The sequence below is a fragment of the Stenotrophomonas sp. EMP41 genome (assembly GCF_047495535.1).
In the GTDB taxonomy this organism is placed as follows: domain Bacteria; phylum Pseudomonadota; class Gammaproteobacteria; order Xanthomonadales; family Xanthomonadaceae; genus Stenotrophomonas; species Stenotrophomonas sepilia.
In genome coordinates this window covers 803,237-825,021 of record NZ_CP179923.1, presented here as the reverse complement: position 1 = coordinate 825,021, position 21,785 = coordinate 803,237, and the positions used below count along the sequence as shown (strand labels likewise).

The 21,785-nt window shown below is 66.6% G+C and carries 19 protein-coding genes; 10 read left to right on the top strand and 9 right to left on the bottom strand.

Features of this window, described 5'->3' with window-relative positions:
* The first annotated feature begins 2 nt into the window (after positions 1-2).
* Together ACMGRF_RS03800 and ACMGRF_RS03795 are read left to right on the top strand one after the other, a co-directional pair.
* Positions 3-596: a PH domain-containing protein gene (locus ACMGRF_RS03800; RefSeq protein ID WP_049414925.1), complete on the top strand. Its 594-nt coding sequence runs from the start codon at positions 3-5 to the stop codon at positions 594-596.
* A 9-nt stretch (positions 597-605) separates the two neighbouring features.
* Positions 606-1,415 (top strand): D-alanyl-D-alanine carboxypeptidase family protein, encoded by an 810-nt coding sequence (locus ACMGRF_RS03795; protein ID WP_180881004.1) that lies wholly within the window; start codon positions 606-608, stop codon positions 1,413-1,415.
* Positions 1,416-1,809: 394 nt separating this feature from the next.
* Here ACMGRF_RS03795 and ACMGRF_RS03790 read toward each other — a convergent pair whose 3' ends face one another.
* From ACMGRF_RS03790 to ACMGRF_RS03775, 4 genes are all read right to left on the bottom strand, one after another.
* Positions 1,810-2,181, bottom strand: coding sequence for a DUF423 domain-containing protein (locus ACMGRF_RS03790; protein ID WP_180881002.1), 372 nt, complete (start codon positions 2,179-2,181; stop codon positions 1,810-1,812).
* A gap of 104 nt (positions 2,182-2,285) precedes the next feature.
* Positions 2,286-3,359: an SRPBCC family protein gene (locus tag ACMGRF_RS03785; RefSeq protein ID WP_005415686.1), complete on the bottom strand. Its 1,074-nt coding sequence runs from the start codon at positions 3,357-3,359 to the stop codon at positions 2,286-2,288.
* Between the two features lie 235 nt (positions 3,360-3,594).
* The gene (locus tag ACMGRF_RS03780) at positions 3,595-4,236 is read right to left on the bottom strand and encodes a response regulator (RefSeq protein WP_006424175.1); all 642 of its coding nucleotides are present in this window, start codon (positions 4,234-4,236) and stop codon (positions 3,595-3,597) included.
* Complete coding sequence (locus ACMGRF_RS03775) at positions 4,236-5,432, bottom strand: sensor histidine kinase (RefSeq protein WP_049413252.1); 1,197 nt, start codon at positions 5,430-5,432, stop codon at positions 4,236-4,238. Before ACMGRF_RS03775 ends, ACMGRF_RS03780 begins: the two co-directional genes overlap by 1 nt.
* A 151-nt stretch (positions 5,433-5,583) precedes the next feature.
* Here ACMGRF_RS03775 and ACMGRF_RS03770 point away from each other — a divergent pair, with 151 nt between their 5' ends.
* The 5 genes from ACMGRF_RS03770 to ACMGRF_RS03750 are packed head-to-tail and all read left to right on the top strand — an operon-like array spanning position 5,584 to position 8,605.
* The gene (locus tag ACMGRF_RS03770; protein WP_005415684.1) at positions 5,584-6,180 is read left to right on the top strand and encodes a GNAT family N-acetyltransferase; all 597 of its coding nucleotides are present in this window, start codon (positions 5,584-5,586) and stop codon (positions 6,178-6,180) included.
* A complete protein-coding gene (gene minC, locus ACMGRF_RS03765) occupies positions 6,126-6,971 on the top strand; it encodes a septum site-determining protein MinC (RefSeq protein WP_414485647.1) in 846 nt (281 codons plus the stop codon). Before ACMGRF_RS03770 ends, minC begins: the two co-directional genes overlap by 55 nt.
* Before the next feature lie 35 nt (positions 6,972-7,006).
* Positions 7,007-7,816: a septum site-determining protein MinD gene (minD, locus tag ACMGRF_RS03760; protein ID WP_006424120.1), complete on the top strand. Its 810-nt coding sequence runs from the start codon at positions 7,007-7,009 to the stop codon at positions 7,814-7,816.
* A 2-nt stretch (positions 7,817-7,818) separates the two neighbouring features.
* Positions 7,819-8,079, top strand: coding sequence for a cell division topological specificity factor MinE (gene minE, locus ACMGRF_RS03755; protein ID WP_005408532.1), 261 nt, complete (start codon positions 7,819-7,821; stop codon positions 8,077-8,079).
* Positions 8,080-8,125: 46 nt separating this feature from the next.
* Positions 8,126-8,605, top strand: a complete 480-nt coding sequence (locus ACMGRF_RS03750) for a hypothetical protein (RefSeq protein ID WP_100477730.1) — start codon at positions 8,126-8,128, stop codon at positions 8,603-8,605.
* 365 nt (positions 8,606-8,970) lie between these two features.
* Here the strand turns inward: ACMGRF_RS03750 and ACMGRF_RS03745 are convergent, their stop codons facing one another.
* From ACMGRF_RS03745 to ACMGRF_RS03735, 3 genes are all read right to left on the bottom strand, one after another.
* The gene (locus ACMGRF_RS03745; RefSeq protein ID WP_414485645.1) at positions 8,971-10,215 is read right to left on the bottom strand and encodes a DUF819 domain-containing protein; all 1,245 of its coding nucleotides are present in this window, start codon (positions 10,213-10,215) and stop codon (positions 8,971-8,973) included.
* Between the two features lie 139 nt (positions 10,216-10,354).
* Positions 10,355-12,433, bottom strand: coding sequence for a prolyl oligopeptidase family serine peptidase (locus ACMGRF_RS03740; RefSeq protein WP_414485644.1), 2,079 nt, complete (start codon positions 12,431-12,433; stop codon positions 10,355-10,357).
* A gap of 208 nt (positions 12,434-12,641) precedes the next feature.
* On the bottom strand, positions 12,642-14,606 hold the full coding sequence (locus tag ACMGRF_RS03735; protein WP_069139069.1) for an OPT family oligopeptide transporter: 1,965 nt from the start codon (positions 14,604-14,606) through the stop codon (positions 12,642-12,644).
* A 199-nt stretch (positions 14,607-14,805) separates the two neighbouring features.
* On the opposite strand from ACMGRF_RS03735, the gene ACMGRF_RS03730 reads away from it, so the two are divergent.
* Positions 14,806-15,954: a DUF1624 domain-containing protein gene (locus ACMGRF_RS03730; protein ID WP_099486789.1), complete on the top strand. Its 1,149-nt coding sequence runs from the start codon at positions 14,806-14,808 to the stop codon at positions 15,952-15,954.
* A gap of 79 nt (positions 15,955-16,033) precedes the next feature.
* Positions 16,034-17,788, top strand: a complete 1,755-nt coding sequence (locus tag ACMGRF_RS03725; protein WP_180880841.1) for a peptide MFS transporter — start codon at positions 16,034-16,036, stop codon at positions 17,786-17,788.
* Positions 17,789-17,844: 56 nt separating this feature from the next.
* Here the strand turns inward: ACMGRF_RS03725 and ACMGRF_RS03720 are convergent, their stop codons facing one another.
* Both ACMGRF_RS03720 and ACMGRF_RS03715 read right to left on the bottom strand, forming a co-directional pair.
* A complete protein-coding gene (locus ACMGRF_RS03720; RefSeq protein ID WP_049416402.1) occupies positions 17,845-19,833 on the bottom strand; it encodes an alpha/beta hydrolase family protein in 1,989 nt (662 codons plus the stop codon).
* A 160-nt stretch (positions 19,834-19,993) separates the two neighbouring features.
* Positions 19,994-20,629 carry a LysE/ArgO family amino acid transporter gene (locus ACMGRF_RS03715; RefSeq protein ID WP_019659326.1) on the bottom strand — a complete coding sequence of 212 codons (636 nt, stop codon included), beginning with the start codon at positions 20,627-20,629 and terminating at the stop codon, positions 19,994-19,996.
* A gap of 138 nt (positions 20,630-20,767) precedes the next feature.
* Here ACMGRF_RS03715 and ACMGRF_RS03710 point away from each other — a divergent pair, with 138 nt between their 5' ends.
* Entirely contained in the window at positions 20,768-21,673 is a 906-nt protein-coding gene (locus tag ACMGRF_RS03710) for a LysR family transcriptional regulator ArgP (RefSeq protein WP_049416399.1), read from the top strand.
* Positions 21,674-21,785 lie beyond the last annotated feature (112 nt).

Sequence of the window (21,785 nt, the reverse complement as noted above, 5' to 3'; positions counted from 1 at the left end):
CCATGGGCGCCAGCGATCCGAAACAGTACAAGGTGACCGAGAGCTCGCCGTTGCGCGTGCTCTGGATCGTGCTGCCGCTGCTGGCTGCCTTCGTGGCCTGCCTGTATGCGCAGCTGTACAAGGCGCCGGCCAGTACCCCCTGGATCGAAGTAACGCTGTCGCCGCCCTGGTTCCGGATGGGCGGCAGCGCCGCCTGGAGCCTGCTGCTGATCGCCGCGCTCGGCGTCGGTCTGGGCGCGGCGTTCTTCCGCCGCCGGGTGGAGTTGGCCGACGGCGTGCTGGACGTTCGCTCGACGATGTACCGCCGCCGCGTGCCGGTGGCGCAGTTGCGGCTGGACCAGGCCGAGGTGGTCGACCTGCAGCGTGACCCCCGCTATGGCATCCGCTTCAAGACCAACGGTTATGCAATGCCGGGCTTCTATTCCGGCCACTTTCGCCTGCAGGGCGGCGGCAGGGGTTTCGCGCTGGTCACCGACCGCATGCGCGTTCTCGCCCTGCCGGTCAACGACGGCAGCACCCTGCTGCTCAGCCTGGACCGGCCGCAGGTACTGCTGGACGCACTGCGCAAGGTGGCCGCACCGGCTCCGCGGCAGTAAGCTGCGGTGATGCAACGACGCGCGCCCCTGCTGATCAATACCGAAGCCATCGAGTTGTGGCCGGCCGGCCTGCTGCGTGCACGCAGCAACCTGGATGCACGCCTGTTGTCGCAGGCGCGCTGGGTGCTGCGGCGCAAGCACGATGGCCGCTACCTGGCCGCGGTGACATCGCATGGCGTGCATTCGCTGGTGCCGCACCTGCCGCGCGAGCCCGGGGTCGAGGACGCACTGGCGCTGCTGGATGCAACGACGGCACGTCCGTTCGGCGCTGCACTGCAGGAACAGTGGCTGCCGCTGGCCGGGCTGCAGCAGCGCCTGCGGCAGCTCGGCCTGGATGCGCAGCGCTATGCCGACCACAGTGGCCTGCCGCTGGAACCGGAACCGTGCCTGCTGCACTTCGCTGGCCGCGACCGCTTCGGCCGCCCGTTGTGGCTGCGCCGTAGCGCCGCGCAGGGCTGGCGACGGATGCGCCTGCACGCCGCGCAGGATGGCATCGCACTGGATGCAATCTCCGGCTTCCGCAGCCATGCCTACCAGTTGGGCATCTTCGAACGGAAGCTGGCACGCGGGCTGAGCGTGACGGAGATCCTGAAGGTGAATGCCGCGCCGGGGTTCAGTGAACACCACAGCGGCCACGCGCTGGACATCGGCACGCCGGGCGATGCCCCGGCCGAGGAATCATTTGAAGCCACCGACGCGTTCGCCTGGCTGCAGGCCCATGCCGCTGGGCACGGCTTCCAGCTGAGCTACCCGCGCGACAACCCGCACGGCATCGTCTACGAACCCTGGCACTGGTGCTGGAAACCGGCCAACGGCTGAGCCCCTCGTGACGGCCGCAGGGCGAAATCCATGGAGCTGTCCGGGCGGATTCCGCGCACGCCCACCACGAGATGGAACAAGAAGGCAAAGACAGAAGCCGGCCGCTTCGCTCGAAGCCTCTATAAGGGATCAGCGCGCGGCTGTTGGGTCCGCCTTCAAGCGAGCCGAGCACCGCAGGTCCGGCGAGGGCGAAGAGGTGCGGGTGTCTGAGCGCAGCGAGTTCCCGCACCGCCCCTCGACGGGCCGAGGAGCGCAGGGGACCGGTGCACAGCACCGGCTCGCGGCCGGCGGCGCGTTTCTTTTGGTTACTTTTCTTTTCGCGCGAAAAGAAAAGTAACGCCCATGAACCATCACGATCGCATCGGCATGGATCGGAGCGACAGCCCTGCGACCCTCATCGCCTCAACGCATTGATCGCCAGCAATACCCACCCGGCCATCATGCTGGTGCCACCGATCGGCGCCATCCGCGTCGGCCACTGCCACAACGCCCCACCCACCAGGCTGCCGGAAAACAGCAGGACACCCAGCAGCAGTACGTACAGCGCCAGGTGTGCGATCGCCCCCTGCGCGCGCGGCCCAAGCGCCACCAGCACCGCGCCATGCGCGAACGCATACAGCGCCGCCATGTTCAGATGCTGCTGCGCCAACGGGTCGGCCACGCCATGCGATGCATAGGCAGACAGGCCGATCGAGGCGGCGGCCAACAGCGCTCCCACGCAGGCCAGCAGGGATGGCTTACGTGCGCGACGTTCCAGATTGAACATGAGGGCTCCTTGCGCAGCGCCCCTTGCCGGGCGCCGGATGAAAAAAAACGCGCCGCAATGAGCGGCGCGTTTTCGTGTCCAACACTACATGGGTCAGCCGGGGATTACTTGACGGCCCAGTAGATGTCGTAGGTACCTTCCGGGGTGAACGACTTGTCGATGCCGTCCTTCCAGGTTTCGTACGGACGGTCGATGACTTCGTTGCCCGAGGTCACGGCCCAGGCACGCAGGCCGTTGCGCGCCACGTCCAGACCCGCCATGTGGCCGGTGTAGGCCGCATGCGCCGAACGGTGCGGAGCAACGTGCACGTACTTGACCGGAGCGCCGCCGTCGATCTTGACGGTCAGCTCGTCGGCAGCAGCACCTTCAGCACCCTTCTTCTTCACCGGCTGGGCGATGTCGAAGGCGTACTTCTCCTGGCCGAAGTCGGTGGTGATGATGCGGAACGGACCGGCAGCTTCAAGGCCATTGGCCTCCATCACGCGCTTGATCCACTCCTGGTTGTCCTTGATGGACTTGGTGATGGTGTCCTGACCGCGGTCCACGTTGCCGGCGTTGACCACCAGCAGGTTCTCGGCCGGCACTTCAACGATGGCCAGGTCGGTCAGCGGGGCTTCCGGCGTGCGGTAGTCCACGTTCGGCACGGTGGCGAGCATGTTGGCCATGCGCGACAGACCCATCTTGATGTCGTCGCCGATCTGGCGGCTGACATACAGACCGGCGTAACGGCCGAACAGGTCGAAGCCGTACTTCACCGAGTAGTCCTGGGTGATCTTGACGTTGCGACCGCCCTTGCCGGTCGGCTCCAGGTTGAAGGTGGTGACCTTGTCGTGACCCTTGGTGGCGTCCTCGATGGCGATCACAACACGCTTGTTCTCTTCGGCTTCGGTGATCTTCCAGGAACCGGTACCCAGGTCCTTGGAGGTGAAGTCGAGGGTGGCACCGACACCCGAGGCCGGGCCGGACAGCTTCAGGTCAACGGCGGGATCGCGCAGTACCAGCGGGTTCCAGTCCTTGAAGCGGCGCAGGCTGCTGACCGTGTCGTACACGATCGTCATCTTGCGGTTGGTCTCGATGCTTTCGGTGATGTGACGCTCGCCCGGCAGACATACGCCAATGATGACGAACAGGCCAGCCACGATCCCCAAGGCGATCAGGAACTCGATAATACGGGTCATTCAGAGAGTCTCCGGGGCCGATCCCACGGCCGGGTTGATTGAAGCGAAGCGCCAATCCTAGCAGGCTTCGCGGGCATTGTTTATCGGGATTGGCGCACCGGTTTCCCTGCCGGCTGCGTATTTGTATGGACAAAGGATTCGAAGGGTAACGCATACCGCTACCCGGCAAGTAGGGGGCAACCTTGGCGGAATCCCTCGACTACGACCCAAGTCTTTGTACTTGAAAGATTTTTTCTCAGACCAGCTGGAGTTCGAACGCCTTCAATACGGCACGCGTACGGTCGCGCACACCCAGCTTGGAAAGGATGTTGGACACGTGGTTCTTGATGGTGCCCTCGGCGACGCCCAGCGAATTGGCGATCTCCTTGTTGGAGAAGCCACTGGCCATCAGCCGCAGGATCTCGGTCTCGCGGTCGGTCAGCGGGTCCGGGCGGTCGAGGCTGACGAATTCATTGCGCATGTGCTCCAGGCCGGACAGCAGGCGCTGGGTGACCGCCGGCTGCACCAGCGATCCCCCGTCGGCCACGGTGCGGATGGCACCGACCAGCTGTGCCAGGGTGACGTCCTTGAGCAGGTAGCCCTTGGCACCAGCCTTGAGCCCGGCCAGCACCAGCTGGTCGTCGTCGAAGGTGGTGAGGATGATGGTCGGCGGCAGCTGTTCCTGCCGCGACAGCACCTGCAGGGCCTCCAGCCCCGACATCACCGGCATGCGCATGTCCATCAGCACCACGTCGGGGCGTACCTGGGGAATCAGCTCGACCGCCTGCCGGCCGTCGCCGGCCTCGGCCACCACCTCGATGCCGTCGTCGAGCGCCAGCAGGGAACGGATTCCCTGCCGCACCAGGGTTTGGTCGTCGACCAGGCAGACGCGAATCATCAACGCACTCCTTCAGGAACCTTGGTAAGGGCCGCCACCAGCACCGTTGCCGGCACCGTCGCCCGCAGCCGGAATCCCTCACCGGGGCGGGTTTCGATCTGCAGCTGGCCACCACATTGTTGCAGGCGCTCGCGCATGCCGCGCAAGCCATTGCCCACATTGACCATATCCGCGCCGACGCCGTCGTCGCGGGCCTCGACCACCACCCGGTCGGGGGCTTCACGGTACACCTTGATCCACAGGTGGCGGGCACTGGCATGGCGCACCGCATTGGTGATGATCTCCTGGGTGCAGCGCAGCAGTACGTGGGCCCGCTGCGGGTCCTCCACGTTCAGCGGATCCTCGATCTCCAGCTGGATGTCCAGCGAGGGCACGTTCTCGGTCAGCGGGCGCAGCGCTGCGGCCAGATCGATCGCGCCGGTCTCGCGCAGCTGGCTCACCACCTCGCGCACGTTGCCCAGCAGCAGCTTGGCCAGCGCGTGCGAGCGCTTCACGTGATCCAGGGCCTGGCCCTCGGCCAGGTGCCCGGCGACCTCCAGGTTCAGGGTCAGCGCGGTCAGCTGGTGGCCCAGCAGGTCATGCAGTTCGCGTGAAATGCGGGTGCGCTCGTTGACCCGCGCGCTCTCGGCCAGCAGGGCGCGGGTGGCGCGCAGCTCTGAATTGAGCCGGCGCTGCTCGTCGCGGGCCTCGGTCTGCTGACGCGCAACCAGACTGGTCACGAAGATGAACATGGAGAAGCCGCCGTACAGCAGCGACTGCATCACCGCTTCGAACAGCGGGAAGCGCAGCAGCAGGTAATAGACCGGAGCCACGGCCAGCTGGCTGACCAGCAGCCACAGCACCCCCAGCCGTACCGACAGCATCCACGGAATGACCCCCGCGGCCACCATCATCAGGATGCTGCCCAGGCCCGACCCGCTGAGGAAGCTGACCGCCAGCGCCGAGACCGTCAGCAACAGCAGCAGGCCGCGGTCCAGCCAGCTGGTGTGGCTGTCGCTGCGCAGGATGCGGGTCAACCAGTAGTAGGCCGTGCCGAAGGACAGGTAGGCGACGAACAGCAGGATCGCCCAGCCGCCCATGTCAGCACGGCTGTGCAGGTTCTCGAACTGCGAGTACGCCAGCGGCAGGCCGACCATGACCCAGGTGAACAGGCCGGCCAGGCGGAGGACGCGGGTATGGCTGAGGACTCCCAACATGCCAGCACTCTACGGGCCCGGCCTGCGTCGCGCACTCCCACGGAAGTCATGCCCTTGCGGTCGCCTGTTCATGCCGCAGCCCACCCCGGGCATGCAATAATCGTGCGCAGGGTCCCTTGATGGACCGACCGCGTTACCCCACGGAGTCACAATGTCGATTGTCATCCGCGACGTGCGCGAGCACGAGCTCGATTCCGTCCTGGCTTTGAACAACAATGCTGGCCTGGCCATCCTTCCCCTGGATGCGGCCCGCCTGCGCCTGTTCTATGAAACCGCTGAATACTTCCGCGTCGCCGAGCGCGACGGCAACCTGGCCGGCTTCCTGATCGGCTTTGGCAGCGACAGCCAGCACGACAGCAGCAATTTCGCCTGGTTCAAGCAGCAGCTGGACACCCCGTTCTTCTATATCGACCGCATCGTGGTCGCCAGCCGCCGTCGTGGCGGCGGCGTCGGCCGTGCGTTCTATGCCGACGCACAGAGCTTCGCCGAGCTGCGCTACCCGCAGATGACCTGCGAAGTCTTCCTCGACCATGGCGCCGATGCCGCCCTGCTCTTCCACGGCAGCTTCGGCTTCCGCGAGCTGGGCCAGAACACGATGCCGCAGGTCGATGTGCGCGCCAGCATGCTGGCCAAGGAACTGTGCAGCTACCCCTGGGTCAAGGAGACCTACGGCGGCAAGCTGCCGGATGTGGCATGGACACGCGCACGGCAGCTGCCGGCGCAGGCACAGCGGCCGACGGGGACCTGAGCGTGGCGGTGAATTTCGATTACGAACAGGCCGGTGAACTGAAGATCGGCCAGGTGGGCATCGCCAACCTGCGCATCCGTACCCTTGATGTCGAACGCCTCGTGCAGGAAATGCGCGAGCGCGTGACCCGCGCCCCGAAGCTGTTCGGCCGCGCCGCAGTGATCCTCGACTTCGGCGGCCTGAGCCAGGTGCCGGATGTGGCCACCGCGCAGGCGCTGGTCGATGGCCTGCGCAGCGCCGGCGTGTTGCCGGTGGCGCTGGCCTATGGCACCAGCGCGATCGACCTGCTCTCGCAGCAGCTCGGCCTGCCGTTGCTGGCCAAGTTCCGCGCGCAGTACGAGCGTGCCGAGGCCGAGCCGGCCCCGCCACCGCCCGCACCGGAGGCGCGCCGCGCAGCCCGTGCCGAACCGAAGCCGGCCCCGGCAACGCCGGTGGCCAGGGTGGCCGACGCGGCTGCACCAAAGCCGGGCCGCATGCAGCTGGGCAACGTCCGTTCGGGCCAGCAGCTGTACGCGGAAAACTGCGACCTGACCGTGATGGCCACCGTCGGCGCCGGCGCCGAGGTCATCGCCGATGGCAGCATCCATATCTACGGGACCCTGCGCGGCCGCGCGCTGGCAGGGGCCCAGGGCAACACTGCGGCACGTATTTTCTGCCGTGATTTCCATGCGGAACTGGTCGCCATTGCAGGCCATTACAAGGTACTGGACGATGTCCCGGACAACCTGCGCGGCAAGGCCGTGCAGGTGTGGCTGGAACAGGACCAGATCAAGATCGCTGCGCTGGACTGACGCAGCCCCCAAACAGAATCATCAGGAGAAGTCCTTTGGCTGAAATCATCGTAGTCACCTCCGGCAAGGGCGGCGTCGGCAAGACCACTTCCAGCGCGAGCCTGGCCTGCGGCCTGGCGCGGCGCGGCAAGAAGGTGGCGGTGATCGACTTCGACGTCGGCCTGCGCAACCTTGACCTGATCATGGGCTGCGAACGCCGCGTGGTGTATGACTTCGTCAACGTCGTGCACGGCGAAGCCACCCTCAAGCAGGCCCTGATCAAGGACAAGCGCTTCGACAACCTGTACGTGCTGGCCGCCTCGCAGACCCGCGACAAGGACGCACTGACCCAGGAAGGCGTGGGCAAGGTCCTGAAGGACCTGGCTGCCGACGGCTTCGACTACATCATCTGCGACTCGCCGGCCGGCATCGAGAAGGGCGCCTTCCTGGCGATGTACTTCGCCGACCGCGCGGTGGTGGTGGTGAACCCGGAAGTGTCGTCGGTGCGCGACTCCGACCGCATCATCGGCCTGCTCGACTCGAAGACCCACAAGGCCGAGTCCGGGCAGGACGTGCCGGCCTTCCTGCTGCTGACCCGCTACACCCCGGTGCGCGTGGAAAGCGGCGAGATGCTGAGCATCGCCGACGTCGAGGAAGTGCTCGGCCTGAAGGCGATCGGCGTGATTCCGGAATCGGGCGACGTGCTCAACGCCTCCAACAAGGGCGAGCCGGTCATCCTGGATGTCGAATCCGCTGCCGGCCAGGCCTATGAAGACGCCGTCGCGCGCATCCTCGGCGAAGAACGCCCGATGCGCTTCACCAACGTCGAGAAGAAGGGCTTCTTCAGCAAGCTGTTCGGAGGGTAAGCATGGGCCTGTTTGATTTCCTCAAAGCGAAGAAGACCACCGCCGAAACCGCCAAGAACCGCCTGCAGATCATCATCGCGCAGGAACGCAGCCACCGTGGTGGCCCGGACTACCTGCCGCTGCTGCAGCGCGAGCTGCTGGAAGTGATCAAGAAGTACGTGAACATCGACGTCGATGCGGTGAAGGTCGACCTGGTAAAGGATGGCCAGCACGACGTGCTGGACATTTCCGTTGCGCTGCCCGAAGGCCCGGACAAACCCTGATCCCCTGCCCCGCCCGTGCCTGCATGGGCGGGGCTGCCTGACCCGCATGACCGATACGACAACCGCCGTGGACATCACCTGCGTGGGCGACATCGCCTTCGCCGACGCGCAGCGCCTGCTCGCCGCGCATGGCCTTCGGCTGCACCACGTGGCGCCCGGCGAACCGATTCCCGGCAGTTACTGGGGGGAACCAGAGGCCGGCATCATCGCCAGCAACGTGTACGTGCGCGATGACACGCCCGTGCACTCGATGCTGCATGAGGCTTGCCACCTGATCGTACTGCCGCCGGAGCGACGTGCGCAGGTGCACACCGATGCCACCGACTCGGTGGCCGAGGAAGACGCGACCTGCTACCTGCAGATCGTGCTGGCCGGGCAGCTGCCCGGTGTCGGCAGCCAGCGGCTGATGGCCGACATGGATGCGTGGGGGTATACGTATCGGCTGGGATCTACGAAAGCGTGGTTCGAGCAGGATGCCGAAGACGCGCGTGCGTGGTTGATCGAACGCGGCTTGCCGGTAGCGTAAAGCCGCGCGCGCGGTTGGCCACGGGCGCGTGGCGACGCGCCGGACCTTGCGGCGCCCCTCTTTTCACTCGGCGCGGTTCGAGCAGGATGCCGAAGACGCGCGTGCGTGGTTGATCGAACGCGGCTTGCCGGTGGCGTAAAGCCGCGCGCGCGGTTGGCCACGGGCGCGTGGCGACGCGCCGGACCTTGCGGCGCCCCTCTTTTCACTCGGCGCGGTTTGAACAGGACGCCGAAGACGCGAACGCGTGGATGGTCGAACGCGGATTGCCGGTCGCGTAACGCATCGGTAGTGCCGGCCGCTGGCCGGCAACCAGCTGATGCTTCACGGGTTCATGAGGTTGCCGGCCAGCGGCCGGCACTCCCCCATCAGCCCTGCCCGGCCAGCGTCCGCAAGGTGATGCCGACGATGTAGGCCAGGTACGTGCCGGTGGCATAGCCCATCGTCCCCAGCAGCACGCCGACCGGCGCCAGGGCAGGATGGAACGCCGCGGCCACCACCGGCGCCGAGGCTGGGCCACCGATGTTCGACTGCGAACCGATGGCGAAATAGAAGAACGGCACCTTCAGCAGCTTGCCCAGGCACCACAGCAGCACGATGTGCACGCTGATCCAGATGATGCCCAGCAGGAACAGCCACGGGCGATCCAACAGCGCCAGCAGATCCATCTGCATGCCGATGCAGGCGATCAGGAAGTACAGCAGCAGCGAGCCCAGGCGCGATGCGCCCGCGCCTTCCAGGTTGCGCGCACGGGTGAAACTGAGGCTGAGGCCGAGCGTGGTCGACAGCACCACCACCCACACGAACGGCGCGTCCAGGCTGAACTGCGCAGCCCAGCTGACATTCGCCTTGAACCATGCCGCCAGCGGTGCGCCAATGGCGTGAGCCAGGCCGACACCGCCGAAGGCCACCGCCACGATCAGCATCAGGTCAGTGAGGCTGGGAATGCGCTCGTGTTCGGCCTGGAAGCGCGCGATGCGCTCCTTCAGCTCATCGATGGCCGAGGTATCGGCGCCACTGCGAGCGTCGATCTTCGCCGCGCGCCCGGCCAGGAAGATCAGCGCGGCCATCCATACGTAGCCGACCCCCACGTCGACCACCGCGAACTGTCCGAAGGTGGTCGCATTGACGTCGAACACTTCACGCATCGCCAGCATGTTGGCGCCGCCACCGATCCAGCTCCCTGCCAGCGCGGCCATGCCGGCCCAGGTGTCGCCGGCCACGGTTTCCGGATGCACGGCACGCATCAGCAGGAACGCCACCACCGCACCGAGCATGATGCTGGCCGAGGCACCCAGGTACATCAGCACCAGCTTCGGGCCGAGCCGCAGGATGCCCTTGATGTCGACCGCAAGGGTCAGCAGGATCAGCGCCGCCGGCAGCAGGATGTCGCGCGCGATCGGGTTGTAGAGCCGGGTGTCCTGCCCGTCGATCAGGCCCACAGTGTTGTAGATGCCGGGAATCAGGTAACACAGCAGCAGTGCCGGCACGAAGGTGTAGAAGCGCTTCCACAGGCCGTGCTCCCGCGAGGCGGTCCAGAACACGGCGCCAAGGGTGGCGGCGATCAAACCGAAGACGACGATGTCGTTCTGGATCAGGGCAGTCGAGGGCATGCAGGCGCTCTGGTAGAGCCGGCCGCTGGCCGGCTGCTGTTGGCGGCAGATCAGGAAGGTGTGCGACCAACGGTCGGCACCCACCGGTAAAGCAGATGGTGAAACAAAAGCGCCGCCCCGAAGGGCGGCGCTGCAATCATCAATTGCCGATGTGCTGCTTCAGCCAGGCATTGACGGTGTCATGCCACAGGATGCTGTTGTTCGGCTTCAGCACCCAGTGGTTTTCATCCGGGAAATACAGGAACTTCGATTCGATGCCCTGGCGCTGGGCGGCGGTGAACGCGGCCAGGCCCTGCTCGACCGGAATGCGGAAATCCTGCTGGCCGTGGATGACCAGGATCGGCTTCTTCCAGTCCGCCACGTGGTTGACCGGATTGAACTTCTCGTAGTTGGCGGCCTTCTGGTACGGCGTGCCGCCCTGCTCCCACTCAGTGAACCACAGTTCTTCGGTGGCGTAGCCCATCATGCGCTGGTCGAACACGCCGTCGTGGTTGACCAGGCACTTGAACGGGCCGTTCCAGTTGCCGGCGATCCAGTTGACCATGAAGCCGCCGTAGCTGGCGCCCAGCGCGCAGGCCTTGTCACCGTTGAGGAAGGCGTACTTCTTCAGCGCCGCATCCCAGCCCTTCTGCAGGTCTTCCAGCGGGCGGTCGCCCCAGTGCTGGCTGATCGCATCGGTGAATGCCTGGCCATAGCCGGTGGAGCCGTGGAAGTCGATCATCACCACCGCGTAGCCCTGGCCCGCGTAGGTCTGCGGGTTCCAGCGATAGCTCCAGCCATTGCCGAAGCTGCCCTGCGGGCCGCCGTGGATCAGGAACGCCACCGGGTAGGACTTGCCTTCCTGGTAGTTGTGCGGCTTGACCACGTAGCCGTGCACGGTGTCGTTGTTCCAGCCCTTGAACTCGAACTGCTCGTAGTCGCCGAAAGACACGTCCTTCAGCACCTCGCCTGCGGCCGGGGTCAGCGCGCGCAGTTCGCCGATGGCTTCGCCCGTGGCCGGCAGCAGGCCAACCAGCACCTGGTCGTTGCTCTTCAGGCTGTTGCGGGTGATCGCCACGCTGTTGCCGTCCACGTCGACTGCGGTCACGCTGCCGTCGCCGATCAGCTTGGTGGCCTTGCCGCTGGCCACGTCGATCTGGAACAGCGGGTGTTCGCCGAGGTCATCGGCAGTGGTGTAGATGCTGGCGCCGTCGGCGGACAGGGTGATGCCACCGGCCGAACGATCCCACTGCGGCGCGATCTCGCGGGTCTTGCCGCTGGCCAGGTCCATCGCCATCAGGCCGAAGCGGTCGGCCTCGAAGCCCGGCCGCTTCATCGCTCGGTAGAACAGCGTCTTGCCGTCGGCACTGAACACCGGGCCGGCATCCCAGGCCGGGTTGGAGGCGGTCAGGTTGACCGGCGCCTGCTTGCCGGCAGCGTCGAAGCGGTACAGGTCGAAGTTGGTCGACCACGGCTCCTGCTTGCCGGCCACGCGGATGCTGGCCACCACGCTGGCGCCGTCCGGCGACCAAACGAAGTCGTCATTGCCGCCGAACGGCTTGGACGGCGCATCACCATCGATGGTCGCGCTCAGCGCCGAAGCGCCCTTGACCGCGCCGGCCTTGGCTGCCGGCAGCGGAGCGACGAACAGGGTGTTGCGGCGACCGTCGTTCCAGGTATCCCAATGGCGCACGAACAGCGAATCGAAGACCTTGCCGCTGGCCTTGGCGCCGGCCACGTCCTTGAGCTTCTTTTCGGTGCAGGCCAGGTCCGAGGCGCAGGCCTGGAACACGCCGGCGCTGAACAACACGCGGTCGTCCTGCGGCGACACACGGTAGCTGTCCACGTCGACCGGGAAGTCGGTCAGCTGGCGCGGGGTGCCGCCGCTGATCGGCTGCGCGTACAGCTGCTGGCTGCCGTTCCTGGCACTGAGGAAATACACGGTCTGGCCATCGGCCGACAGCGAAGCGGAATTGACGTTCCAGCCGGCCGGGCTGATCTGCTTCGGCGGCGCTGCGTCGCGGGTGCGCAGGTTGCGCGCGTACAGCGCGGTGGAGGCTTTCAGATTGGCATCCACGCTGCGCTTGGCGAACACCACGGTGCCGCCGTCTGCGGTCAGTACCGGCGCGGAGACGCGGTCCATGGCGACCATGTCGCGGACTTCCAGGCCACGGGCAGCGGCGACGCTGGGCAGGGCGGCCAGCAGGCTCAATGGCAGCAGGGCATGACGCAGTTTCATCGGGGTCTCCGCAGGACGGCAAAAAACCGATGGTAGGCCCGCATGGCCGGGGCTGCCAAGGCCATCGGTCATGGCTGCAGGCGGGCAATCGCCAGAAACAGCAAACCCCGCCGAAGCGGGGTTTTGCGGTAGTGCCGGCCGCTGGCCGGCAACCAGGGGTATCACGGGATTGCGGGATTGCCGGCCAGCGGCCGGCACTACCCGCCTTTTACGCCTTGGCGTACTTGCCGGTGCGGTAGATCAGCCAGCCGACCAGGAACAGCACGGCCAGGCCGATCCACTGTGCACCCGGCAGGTGGAACGGCACCGCCAGCACGTCGGCACGACTGCTGACCACGATCGGAATCGCGATGGCGATGCCCATCAGTGCCTCACCGGTGATCAGGCCGGCGGCAAACAGCACGCCCGGCTTGTGCACGCGGTCGCGGCCTTCTTCGTCATCGGCGCGCACCTTGTGGAAGCGCTCGACCAGGTGGGCGATCAGGCCGCCGAGGAAGATCGGCACCATCAGTTCCAGCGGCAGGTAGATGCCGATGGCGGCGGCCAGCACCGGCACGCGGAAGCGCGCGTTGCGCGACTTCAGCCAGCTGTCGAAGGCGATGATGACGGCGCCGACCACAGCACCGATGCCGATGAAGGTCCACGGCAGTTCACCACCGAACAGGCCCTTGGCCACCGAGGCCATCAGGTTGGCCTGCGGCGCAGCCAGCGCGTTCGGGTGCAGCTCGGACTTCACGCCGATGCCGTAGGCAGTGGCCAGCAGGTTCAGTACCGGGGCCATGATCAGCGCGCACGAGAACGCACCGATGCCCAGCATCAGCTGCTGCTTCCACGGGGTGGCACCGACGATGTAACCGGCCTTGAGGTCCTGCAGGTTGTCACCACCGACCGCAGCGGCACAGCACACCACCGCACCGATCATGATCGCGGCCACCGCACCCAGCGGCGCACCGCCGGCACCGACCGGCTTGAGGCCGTCAGCGCCCAGCAGCACGACCAGCACGGCCGAGGCGAACAGGATGGTGGAGATGGTGATGCCCGAGACCGGGTTGTTGGACGAACCGATCAGGCCGGCCAGGTAGGCCGAGACCGAGACGAACAGGAAGCCGGCGACGATCATGATGAGGGTCATCGGGATCGACACGTGCCACTGGCCGACGATGGCCTGATACAGGGCCAGCAGCGGCAGCACGAACGCCACCAGGGCGACCAGCATCCACTTCATCGGCAGGTCGCGCTCGGTATGCGCCAGCACCGGGCCGCCACTCTTGCGGGCCGCGGCAAAGCCGCTCTTGACGCCGTTGAGCAGCGACTTGCGCAGCGAGATCAGGGTCCAGATGCCCCCGATCAGCATCGCACCAACGCCCAGGTAGCGCATCTTCGCGCCCCAGATGGCGAACGCGGCCTCGGTGGAGGAAGCTGCGGCAACCGACGCGGCCAGCGCCGGATCGGTGTTCATGAAGAACGCCTGGTAGATCGGAATGGCGATGTGCCAGGTCAGGATCGAACCGGACACCACCACGATGCCGACGTTGAGGCCGACGATGTAGCCCACGCCCAGCAGCGCCGGCGACAGGTTGGTGCCGATGAAGGCGGTGACCTTGGAGCTGCCGACATAGGCCGAGGTGGCCCAGGCGTCCGGGATCAGGCGCATGCCGCTTTCCGCAGCCAGCTTGACGAAGGCGCCGATCACCGCCGACAGGCCGAGGATCTTCAGGCCCGGACCCGGGTTCTCACCGGCCTTGAGCACTTCCGCCGCCGCCTTGCCTTCCGGGAACGGCAGCGGGTCTTCAACGATCATCGAACGGCGCAGCGGCACCGAGAACAGCACGCCCAGCAGGCCGCCCAGGCCGGCGATGCCCAGCACCCACCAGTACTTGAAGTCCGGCCAGTAGCCCATGATCACCAGCGCCGGGATGGTGAAGATCACACCGGCGGCGATCGACGAGCCGGCCGAGGCGCCGGTCTGCACGATGTTGTTCTCGAGGATGGAACCACCGCCCAGCAGGCGCAGCACGCCCATGGAAATCACCGCGGCGGGAATGGCGGTGGCGATGGTCAGGCCTGCGAACAGGCCGAGGTAGGCGTTGGCGGCCGACAGCACCACCGCCAGCACGATGGCCAGGGCCACTGCGCGGAAGGTGAGCTGCTTGGGCGCAGCGTCGTGGTTCATGGAAGCCCCTGCTGGCAAAAAATCCCTGCCACGCTAGCGTTCAGGGCAGATCAAGTCCAGCGTGCCAAAGGATGGGGCAGCCGCCACAGCGCAATGAGGCTGTGCGTGAAGCCGGAATCGGCAGACACGGCAAAGTCCGGCTGGGATCACCTCAATTGATATGTTATATCTTAATACTACCCTGTAGCTTCCGCATCGCATGCCCCCTTCCCCCTCCTCTCGCCTGGCCTCCATCGACCAGCTGCGCGGCACCGTGATGCTGTTGATGCTGCTGGACCACGTGCGCGAGACCTTCTTCCTGCAGCATCAGGTGAGCGACCCGATGGACGCAGCGACGGTCTCCCCCGCCCTGTTCGCGTGCCGACTGCTGGCCCACCTGTGCGCCCCCGTGTTCGTGCTGCTGACCGGACTGTCGGCCTGGCTGTACGGCCAGCGCCAGCCGGATCCGCGCCGGGCCACGGCCGCGTTCCTGCTCAAGCGCGGGCTGTTCCTGGTGGTGCTGGAACTGACCCTGGTGAACTTCGCCTGGACCTTCCAGCTGCCGCCGGACACGCTGTACCTGCAGGTGATCTGGGCCATCGGACTGAGCATGATCGCGCTGGCCGGGCTGCTTTGGCTGCCACGCCCGGCGCTGCTGGTGCTGGCAATCGCGGTGGTGGCCGGGCACAACCTGTTCGACGGCGTGCGGGTGCAAGGCAATGGCCTGCTGGCGGTGCTGTGGAAAGTGCTGCACCAGCGCGACTGGATCGAGGCCGGCGCGCTGCGCCTGCGCACCTCCTATCCGGTGCTGCCGTGGATCGGGGTGATCGCACTGGGTTATCTGATGGGGCCCTGGTTCGCCCGCGAGCGCGCACCGGAGCAGCGCCAGCGCTGGCTGCTGTGGATAGGCTTCGGCGCGCTGGCCCTGTTCGCATTGCTGCGGTTCGCCAACCAGTATGGGGATGCTCCCTGGTCGTACCAGACCACTACGCTGCGCACGTGGTTGAGCATCTTCAACGTCACCAAATACCCGCCGTCGCTGCAGTTCCTGCTGCTGACCCTCGGCGCTGGCCTGGTGCTGCTGCGCCTTTACGAATGGCCACCACTTGCGCGCGCGCTACGCCCACTGGCCGATATCGGCGCCGCACCGATGTTCTTCTACCTGCTGCACCTGTATGTGCTGAAGGGGCTGTACCTGGCAGCGCTGGCGGCCTGGGGGCCGACCCATGGCGGGTTGTATGCCCTGGATTCGGTCAGCGGCCTGCTGCTGGTGGCCTGTGTACTGGCAGTGGTGCTGTATCCGCCGACGCGGGCCTTCGCGCGGTTCAAAGCGCGAAGGCGCGATCTGCCGTGGTTGCGATACCTGTGATCGCCCAGGCCAGTCCGGCAATCCACGCATGGCGTGGATCTACTGAAAGCGGATCAGGCCACAGGCCTATAATTCCGCGATGAATTCCACCGCCATCGCTTCCGACGACTTCCTGGGCCATCCCAAGGGCGTCTACGTCTGCTTCTTCACCGAAATGTGGGAGCGCTTCTCCTTCTACGGCATGAAGGCGCTGCTGCTGCTGTACCTGACCAAGTACCACCTGTTCGGCGACAAGGCCGGCCTGGACCTGCTCGGCGCCTACGGCGGCCTGGTGTACTGCATCCCGGTGTTCGGCGGCATGCTGGCCGACCGCTGGCTGGGCATGCGCCGGGCGGTGCTGTTCGGCGGCATCCTGCTGGTGCTGGGCCACCTCGGCATGGCCTTCGAGGGCCACGCCGCGTACCGGGTGAATGGCGAAGTGGTGCGCGACACCTCCGCACTCGCAGTGACCTACCTGTCGCTGGCGCTGATCATCATGGGTGTCGGCTTCCTGAAGCCGAACATCTCCACCATCGTCGGCAAGCTGTACCCCAAGGACGACCCGCGTCGCGACTCGGGCTTCTCGCTGTTCTACGCCGGCATCAACCTGGGCGCGCTGTTCTCGTCGCTGGTGTGCGGCTTCCTCGGCGAGGCCTACGGCTGGAAGTACGGGTTCGGCGCCGCCGGTATCGGCATGCTGGCCGGCCTGGCGATGTTCCTGTGGGGCCAGAAGTACCTGCAGGGCCACGCCGAACCACCGCAACCGGCCGCGCTGAAGCAGAAGGTGCTGGGCCTGCCACGCGAATGGCTCATCTATCTGTGCGCGGTGCTCGGTGTGCTGCCGGTGGCGTGGCTGATGTGGGCCGCGGGCAACGGCGCGTTCGCGCTGGGCGGTGAAATCAGCCTGGCGCTGATGCTGATGCTGGTGGTGCTGGGCGGCGTGCTGGTCTGGTTCGCCTGGTTCACCGGCACGAAATGCACGCCGGTGCAGCGCCAGCAGATGATCGCGCTGATGGTGCTGATCTTCATGGCACTGGTGTTCTTCACGATGTACGAGCAGTCCTACGGCTCGTGGGTGACCTTCACCGACCGCCTGCTGACCAAGGACATCGTGCCCTCGCTGGTGATCACCGGCGGCATGCCGCTGCCGTGGTCCATCCTCTCGCTGCTGCTGGCACCGCTGGGCTTCGTGGTCAGCGCGCGCCTGTCGGAACGGCGCCCGGGTTCGGCCGCACCGCGCGCGTTCTTCGCCGCCATTGTCGTGCTGATGCTGGTGCTGCTGGTGCGCGACTGCCTGGTGATCCCGCAGACCGCAGGTTCGCTCACCTACCTCGGCGGCCTGTTCCTGGTGCTGCTGGCACCGGCCTTCGCCGCGCTGTGGACCTGGATGGACCGCCGCGGCTGGGAACCGGGCAAGCCGGTCAAGTCGGCCTGGGGCCTGGTGATCGGCGCGCTGTCGTTCGTGCCGCTGGCGCTGGCTGCTCAGCAGGTCGGCGCCACCGGCGAGATGGCCAGCGTGTGGTGGCTGGTGCTGGCCTACTTCCTGCTGGCCAGCGGCGAGATGTGCCTGTCGCCGGTCGGCCTGTCGGCGGTGACCCAGCTGGCCGTGCCGCGGGTGATGAGCCTGATGATGGGCACCTGGTTCCTGGCCACCGCGTTCTCGGAAACGCTGGCGGCGCTGTTCGGCAAGCTGGCCGCGATCGAGGTGCCGGAAGGCGAATCGCTGGACATGGTGGCTGCCGCCGGCGCCTATGCGCACCTGTTCTGGCTGCTGATGTGGATCGGCCTGGGTTGCGCACTGGCGGCCTTCATCGCCGCACCGCTGCTGAAGAAGATGATGCACGGGGTGAAGTAAACCCCGCGCCTGCGGAAAACCAGGGCGGCGGAATGATCATCCACCGCCCTGTCAGCTCAGGGCGCCTTGTCCTTGCCGGTCGCGGGCGCGGCCGTCGCGGTCTTGCCACCCAGGCTGCGCGCCAGGAAGGCCAGCAACTTGTCGTAGTACTCGCTGCGATGGGCCTCGGTGTAGAAGCCGTGGCCTTCGGTCTTGTAGTACAGGCTTTCCACCGGCGTGCCGGCGCGCTTGAGCGCCGCTTCCATGCGCTCGGTGTGCTGGATCGGCGCGCGCTTGTCTTCGCCACCGGCGGCCAGGAACACCGGCACCTTGATCCGTTCGGCCAGGTTCACCGGCGACACCGCGCCCAGCTTGGCCGGGTCACCCAGCCATTCGCGCAGGTAGGTGACGCCTGAGCCACGGTCCTGGATGTCGCCACGGGTGTACATCATCGGCAGATCGTAGACACCCACATAGCCGGCCGCGCACTGGTACAACCCCGGTTCGCGGGCGGCCCCCATCATCGCCGAGTAGGCCCCGTAGCTGGCGCCGTAGATACAGATGCGACGGCCGTCGGCGATGCCTTCGCTGATTGCCCAGCGGGTGGCATCGGTGACATCGTCCTGCATCGCTGCGCCCCACTGCTGCGCACCGGCCTGGGTGTGGGCCCGGCCGTAGTTGCCCGAACCACGGAAGTTGACCTGCAGCACGGCATAACCGGCTGCGGCCAGCATCTGCGTTTCGCGGTCGTACTGGCCGGAATCGAAGATGTCGAACGGGCCGCCATGCGGCATCACCACCATCGGCAGGTTGCGCCCGTCGCTGCCGGCCGGCAGGGTCAGGAAGCCATGCAGCGGCAGCCCGTCGCGCGCCTTCAGTGCAATCGGCTTCACGCTGGCACTACGGTCCACATCGATCCAGTCGCTGCGGCTGATCAGGTGATCGGCCTTGCGCGCCACCGTGTCGTACACGTAGAAATCGCCCGGGTTCGAGCCCGACCAGGTTTCCACCAGCACGACACGGCCATCGCGGGTGCTGGAGGTGATGTAGACGGGCCCTCCGAAGGCGGCTTCCAGGCTGCGGTACAGGCGCGCCTCCGGCGACTTCTCGTCGAAGAATCGGGTACGCGGCGTATCGCCCAGGTACAGCGCGCCCACCGGCACGTGGGTGCCGGGCCGATGGATGATGCGATACGGATTGACCACCTCGTCGCGCAGCAGCGTGGTACGCTCGCCGGTCTTCGGATTCCAGCTGACGATCGCATCCGGACCCTGGGCCTGCTCGACGTTGAGGTAGGCCAGGCTGTCATCGGCCGAGAAGCCGAGGGCGGTTTCGATGCGCTTGCTGACCGCCTCGTCGTTGATCAGCTTCCAGGTGTCGCCGCTGCGTTCGCGGAAATACAGCTTGTTGATGTTGTCGCTGCCCGAGCCGTGCACGAAGCGGACCTCGCCGGCGCCATCGGTGGTGAATTCGCCGCGCCGTACCGGCGAAGATGCCACCCGCGCACGGCGGCCGGTGGTCACATCCATGCGATCGACGCGGGTGAACGGATCCTCGGCCAGCGGCCATACGGTCACCAGCACGTTGCGCTCGTCGCCCGGCAGGTCGTCGGCCAGGAAGGCGGCCACTGCTTCGACTTTCTTCGGCTGGATGCGGGTCCCCGGGCCCTTGCTTTCGACGCGATAGCCGACCAGCAGCTCGCCACGGTTGCCGTTGGCGTCGATGGCATAGAGTTCGCCGGTGGGGTTGGGTTGGTCGAGCGAGCCCCACTTCTGGGCCAGGCCGATCAACAGGCGCTCGTTGCTGACCCAGTCGAATTCCTGCGCGTGGTTGCGGCTGGGTGGCCAGAAACTGCCGACCAGCTGCTTGTCCTTCAACCGCAGGATCGCGATCGCGGTGCTGTCTTCCTTCGGCACCGTTGCCGCCACGTACTCGCCCCCCGGCGAGATCTTGATATCGGTGAAGGTCTCCCGGCGCAGGTACTGCGCCAGGTCCACCGCCCCCGCGCTGCCTGCGGCAACGCCCCCGATGACGGCCAGTGCGGCCGCCAGAATGGTCTTGTGCATCCTTCCCCTGCTCCTGTGGACACCTTGTCCTGGTGGCCGATTCTAGGCAGGGCCGAGCGTTTGACGCCAGAGCCGGAAAAGACGACGGCACCGTTGCCGGTGCCGTCGTTACCACTACCTTGGAGAGAGTCAGGACGTGGGTTCGGGGGCGTGCGCCGGGTCAGTGGACCCCGCGCACCGCCAACGTGAGGGCCAGGATGCTGAGGATCACCGCGATGGTGCCGTCGAGCACGCGCCAGGTGCTGGGCTTGGTGAACAGCGGTGCCAGCAGGCGTGCTCCCAGGCCCTGCGCGGTCAGCCACAGGCAGCTGGCAGTGACCACGCCAGCAGCGAAGGCCATGCGGGCGTTGCCGAAGTTCTCGGCGATCGAGCCGATCACCATCATGTCCAGCCAGAAGTGCGGATTGATCAGCGAGAAGCCGACCGCGGCCATCAGCACCGCGCGACGGCTGCCGTCGTCGCTGTCGGCCTCGCCCATGCCACCGCCCCCGGCGATTGCACGTCGTGCCGACTTCATCGCATACCAGGCCAGGAACGCGACACCGGTCCACAGCACGGCGCTGGTCAGCCACGGCAGCGCCGAGGTGAGCGTGCGCAGGCCGGCCACGCTGGCGAAGATGAAGATGGCATCGATGGCCGCGCAGGTGGCGACCACCGGCACGATGTGCTTGCGCAGGATGCCCTGGCGCAGAATGAAGGCGCTCTGGGCGCCGACCACGGCGAACAGGCCGATGCCGGTGGCTGCACCAGAGAACCAGGCACCGAGGCCGGTGCTGGCGGAGATGACCGAGAACATGGGATTCACTGCCTTGTATTGCTTGGGGGGACGGTGCCTCGCGAAGGCGGACAGCACCGGAACGGGCGCCATTGTCGCGCCGCAACATGGAAAAGACGAGCTAAACTTCCTAAACCAACATTAGCGGAGCTTAATTCGATGCGCATCGATCATGCCCAGCTGCGCGCCCTGGCCGCGGTGATCCGCGAAGGCAGCTTCGACCGCGCCGCACAGTCGCTGAATGTCACGCCCTCGGCCATCTCGCAGCGGGTCAAGGCACTGGAGGACCGGATCGGCCGCCTGCTGGTCAAGCGCGGCACCCCGGCCACCGCCACCGCCGAGGGGCAGCTGCTGGTGCAGCTGGCCGAGCAGACCGCCCTGCTCGAACACGATGCGCTGCACCGGATGGGCCTGGCCGATGAGGACCTGCCCCAGGCCAGCATCCCGGTGGCGGTGAACCACGACAGCCTGGAAACCTGGTTTCCGCAGGCCGCCTACCAGTTCGCGCAGACCACCGGCACCACCCTGGACCTGCGTGTGGAAGACCAGGACCACACCGTGGAGCTGCTGCGCCAGGGTACGGTGCTGGGCGCAGTGACCACGCTGGACGAGCCGGTGCAGGGCTGCCAGATCCATGCGCTGGGCAGCATCCGCTATGCAGCGACCTGCACGCCGGAGTTCCGCGAACGCCACTTTGCCAAGGGCGTGACCGCGCAGGCGCTGGCGCAGGCACCGGTGCTGGTGTTCAACCGCAAGGACGAAATGCAGTCGCGCTTCGCCCGGCGCATGGCCGGCGACGACCTGCCCAGCACCGCACCGACCTGGTGGATTCCCTCCACCCGGGCCTTCGTGCAGGCCAACCTCGGCGGCATGGGCTGGACCATGAACCCCCTGCCGCTGGTCAAGCGCCACCTGGACGCCGGGCGACTGGTCTACGTACGGCAGCGCGCGTGGGAAGACGTGCCGCTGTACTGGCAGCACTGGAAGGGCGACGTGCAGACCATGGCCCTGCTGACCCGTGCGGTACTGGACGCGTCCTCGGCGCTGATCCGGCGCAAGCGCTGAGTTGGCTTCTCAGGGGTGTAGATCTTGGTTGACAGGCGCTTTCGGCTCACGCGGTCAAAATCCGAGGCGATCGCGACAGCGGGTTCGACGCTGACGATGAAGGCGGGAAGTA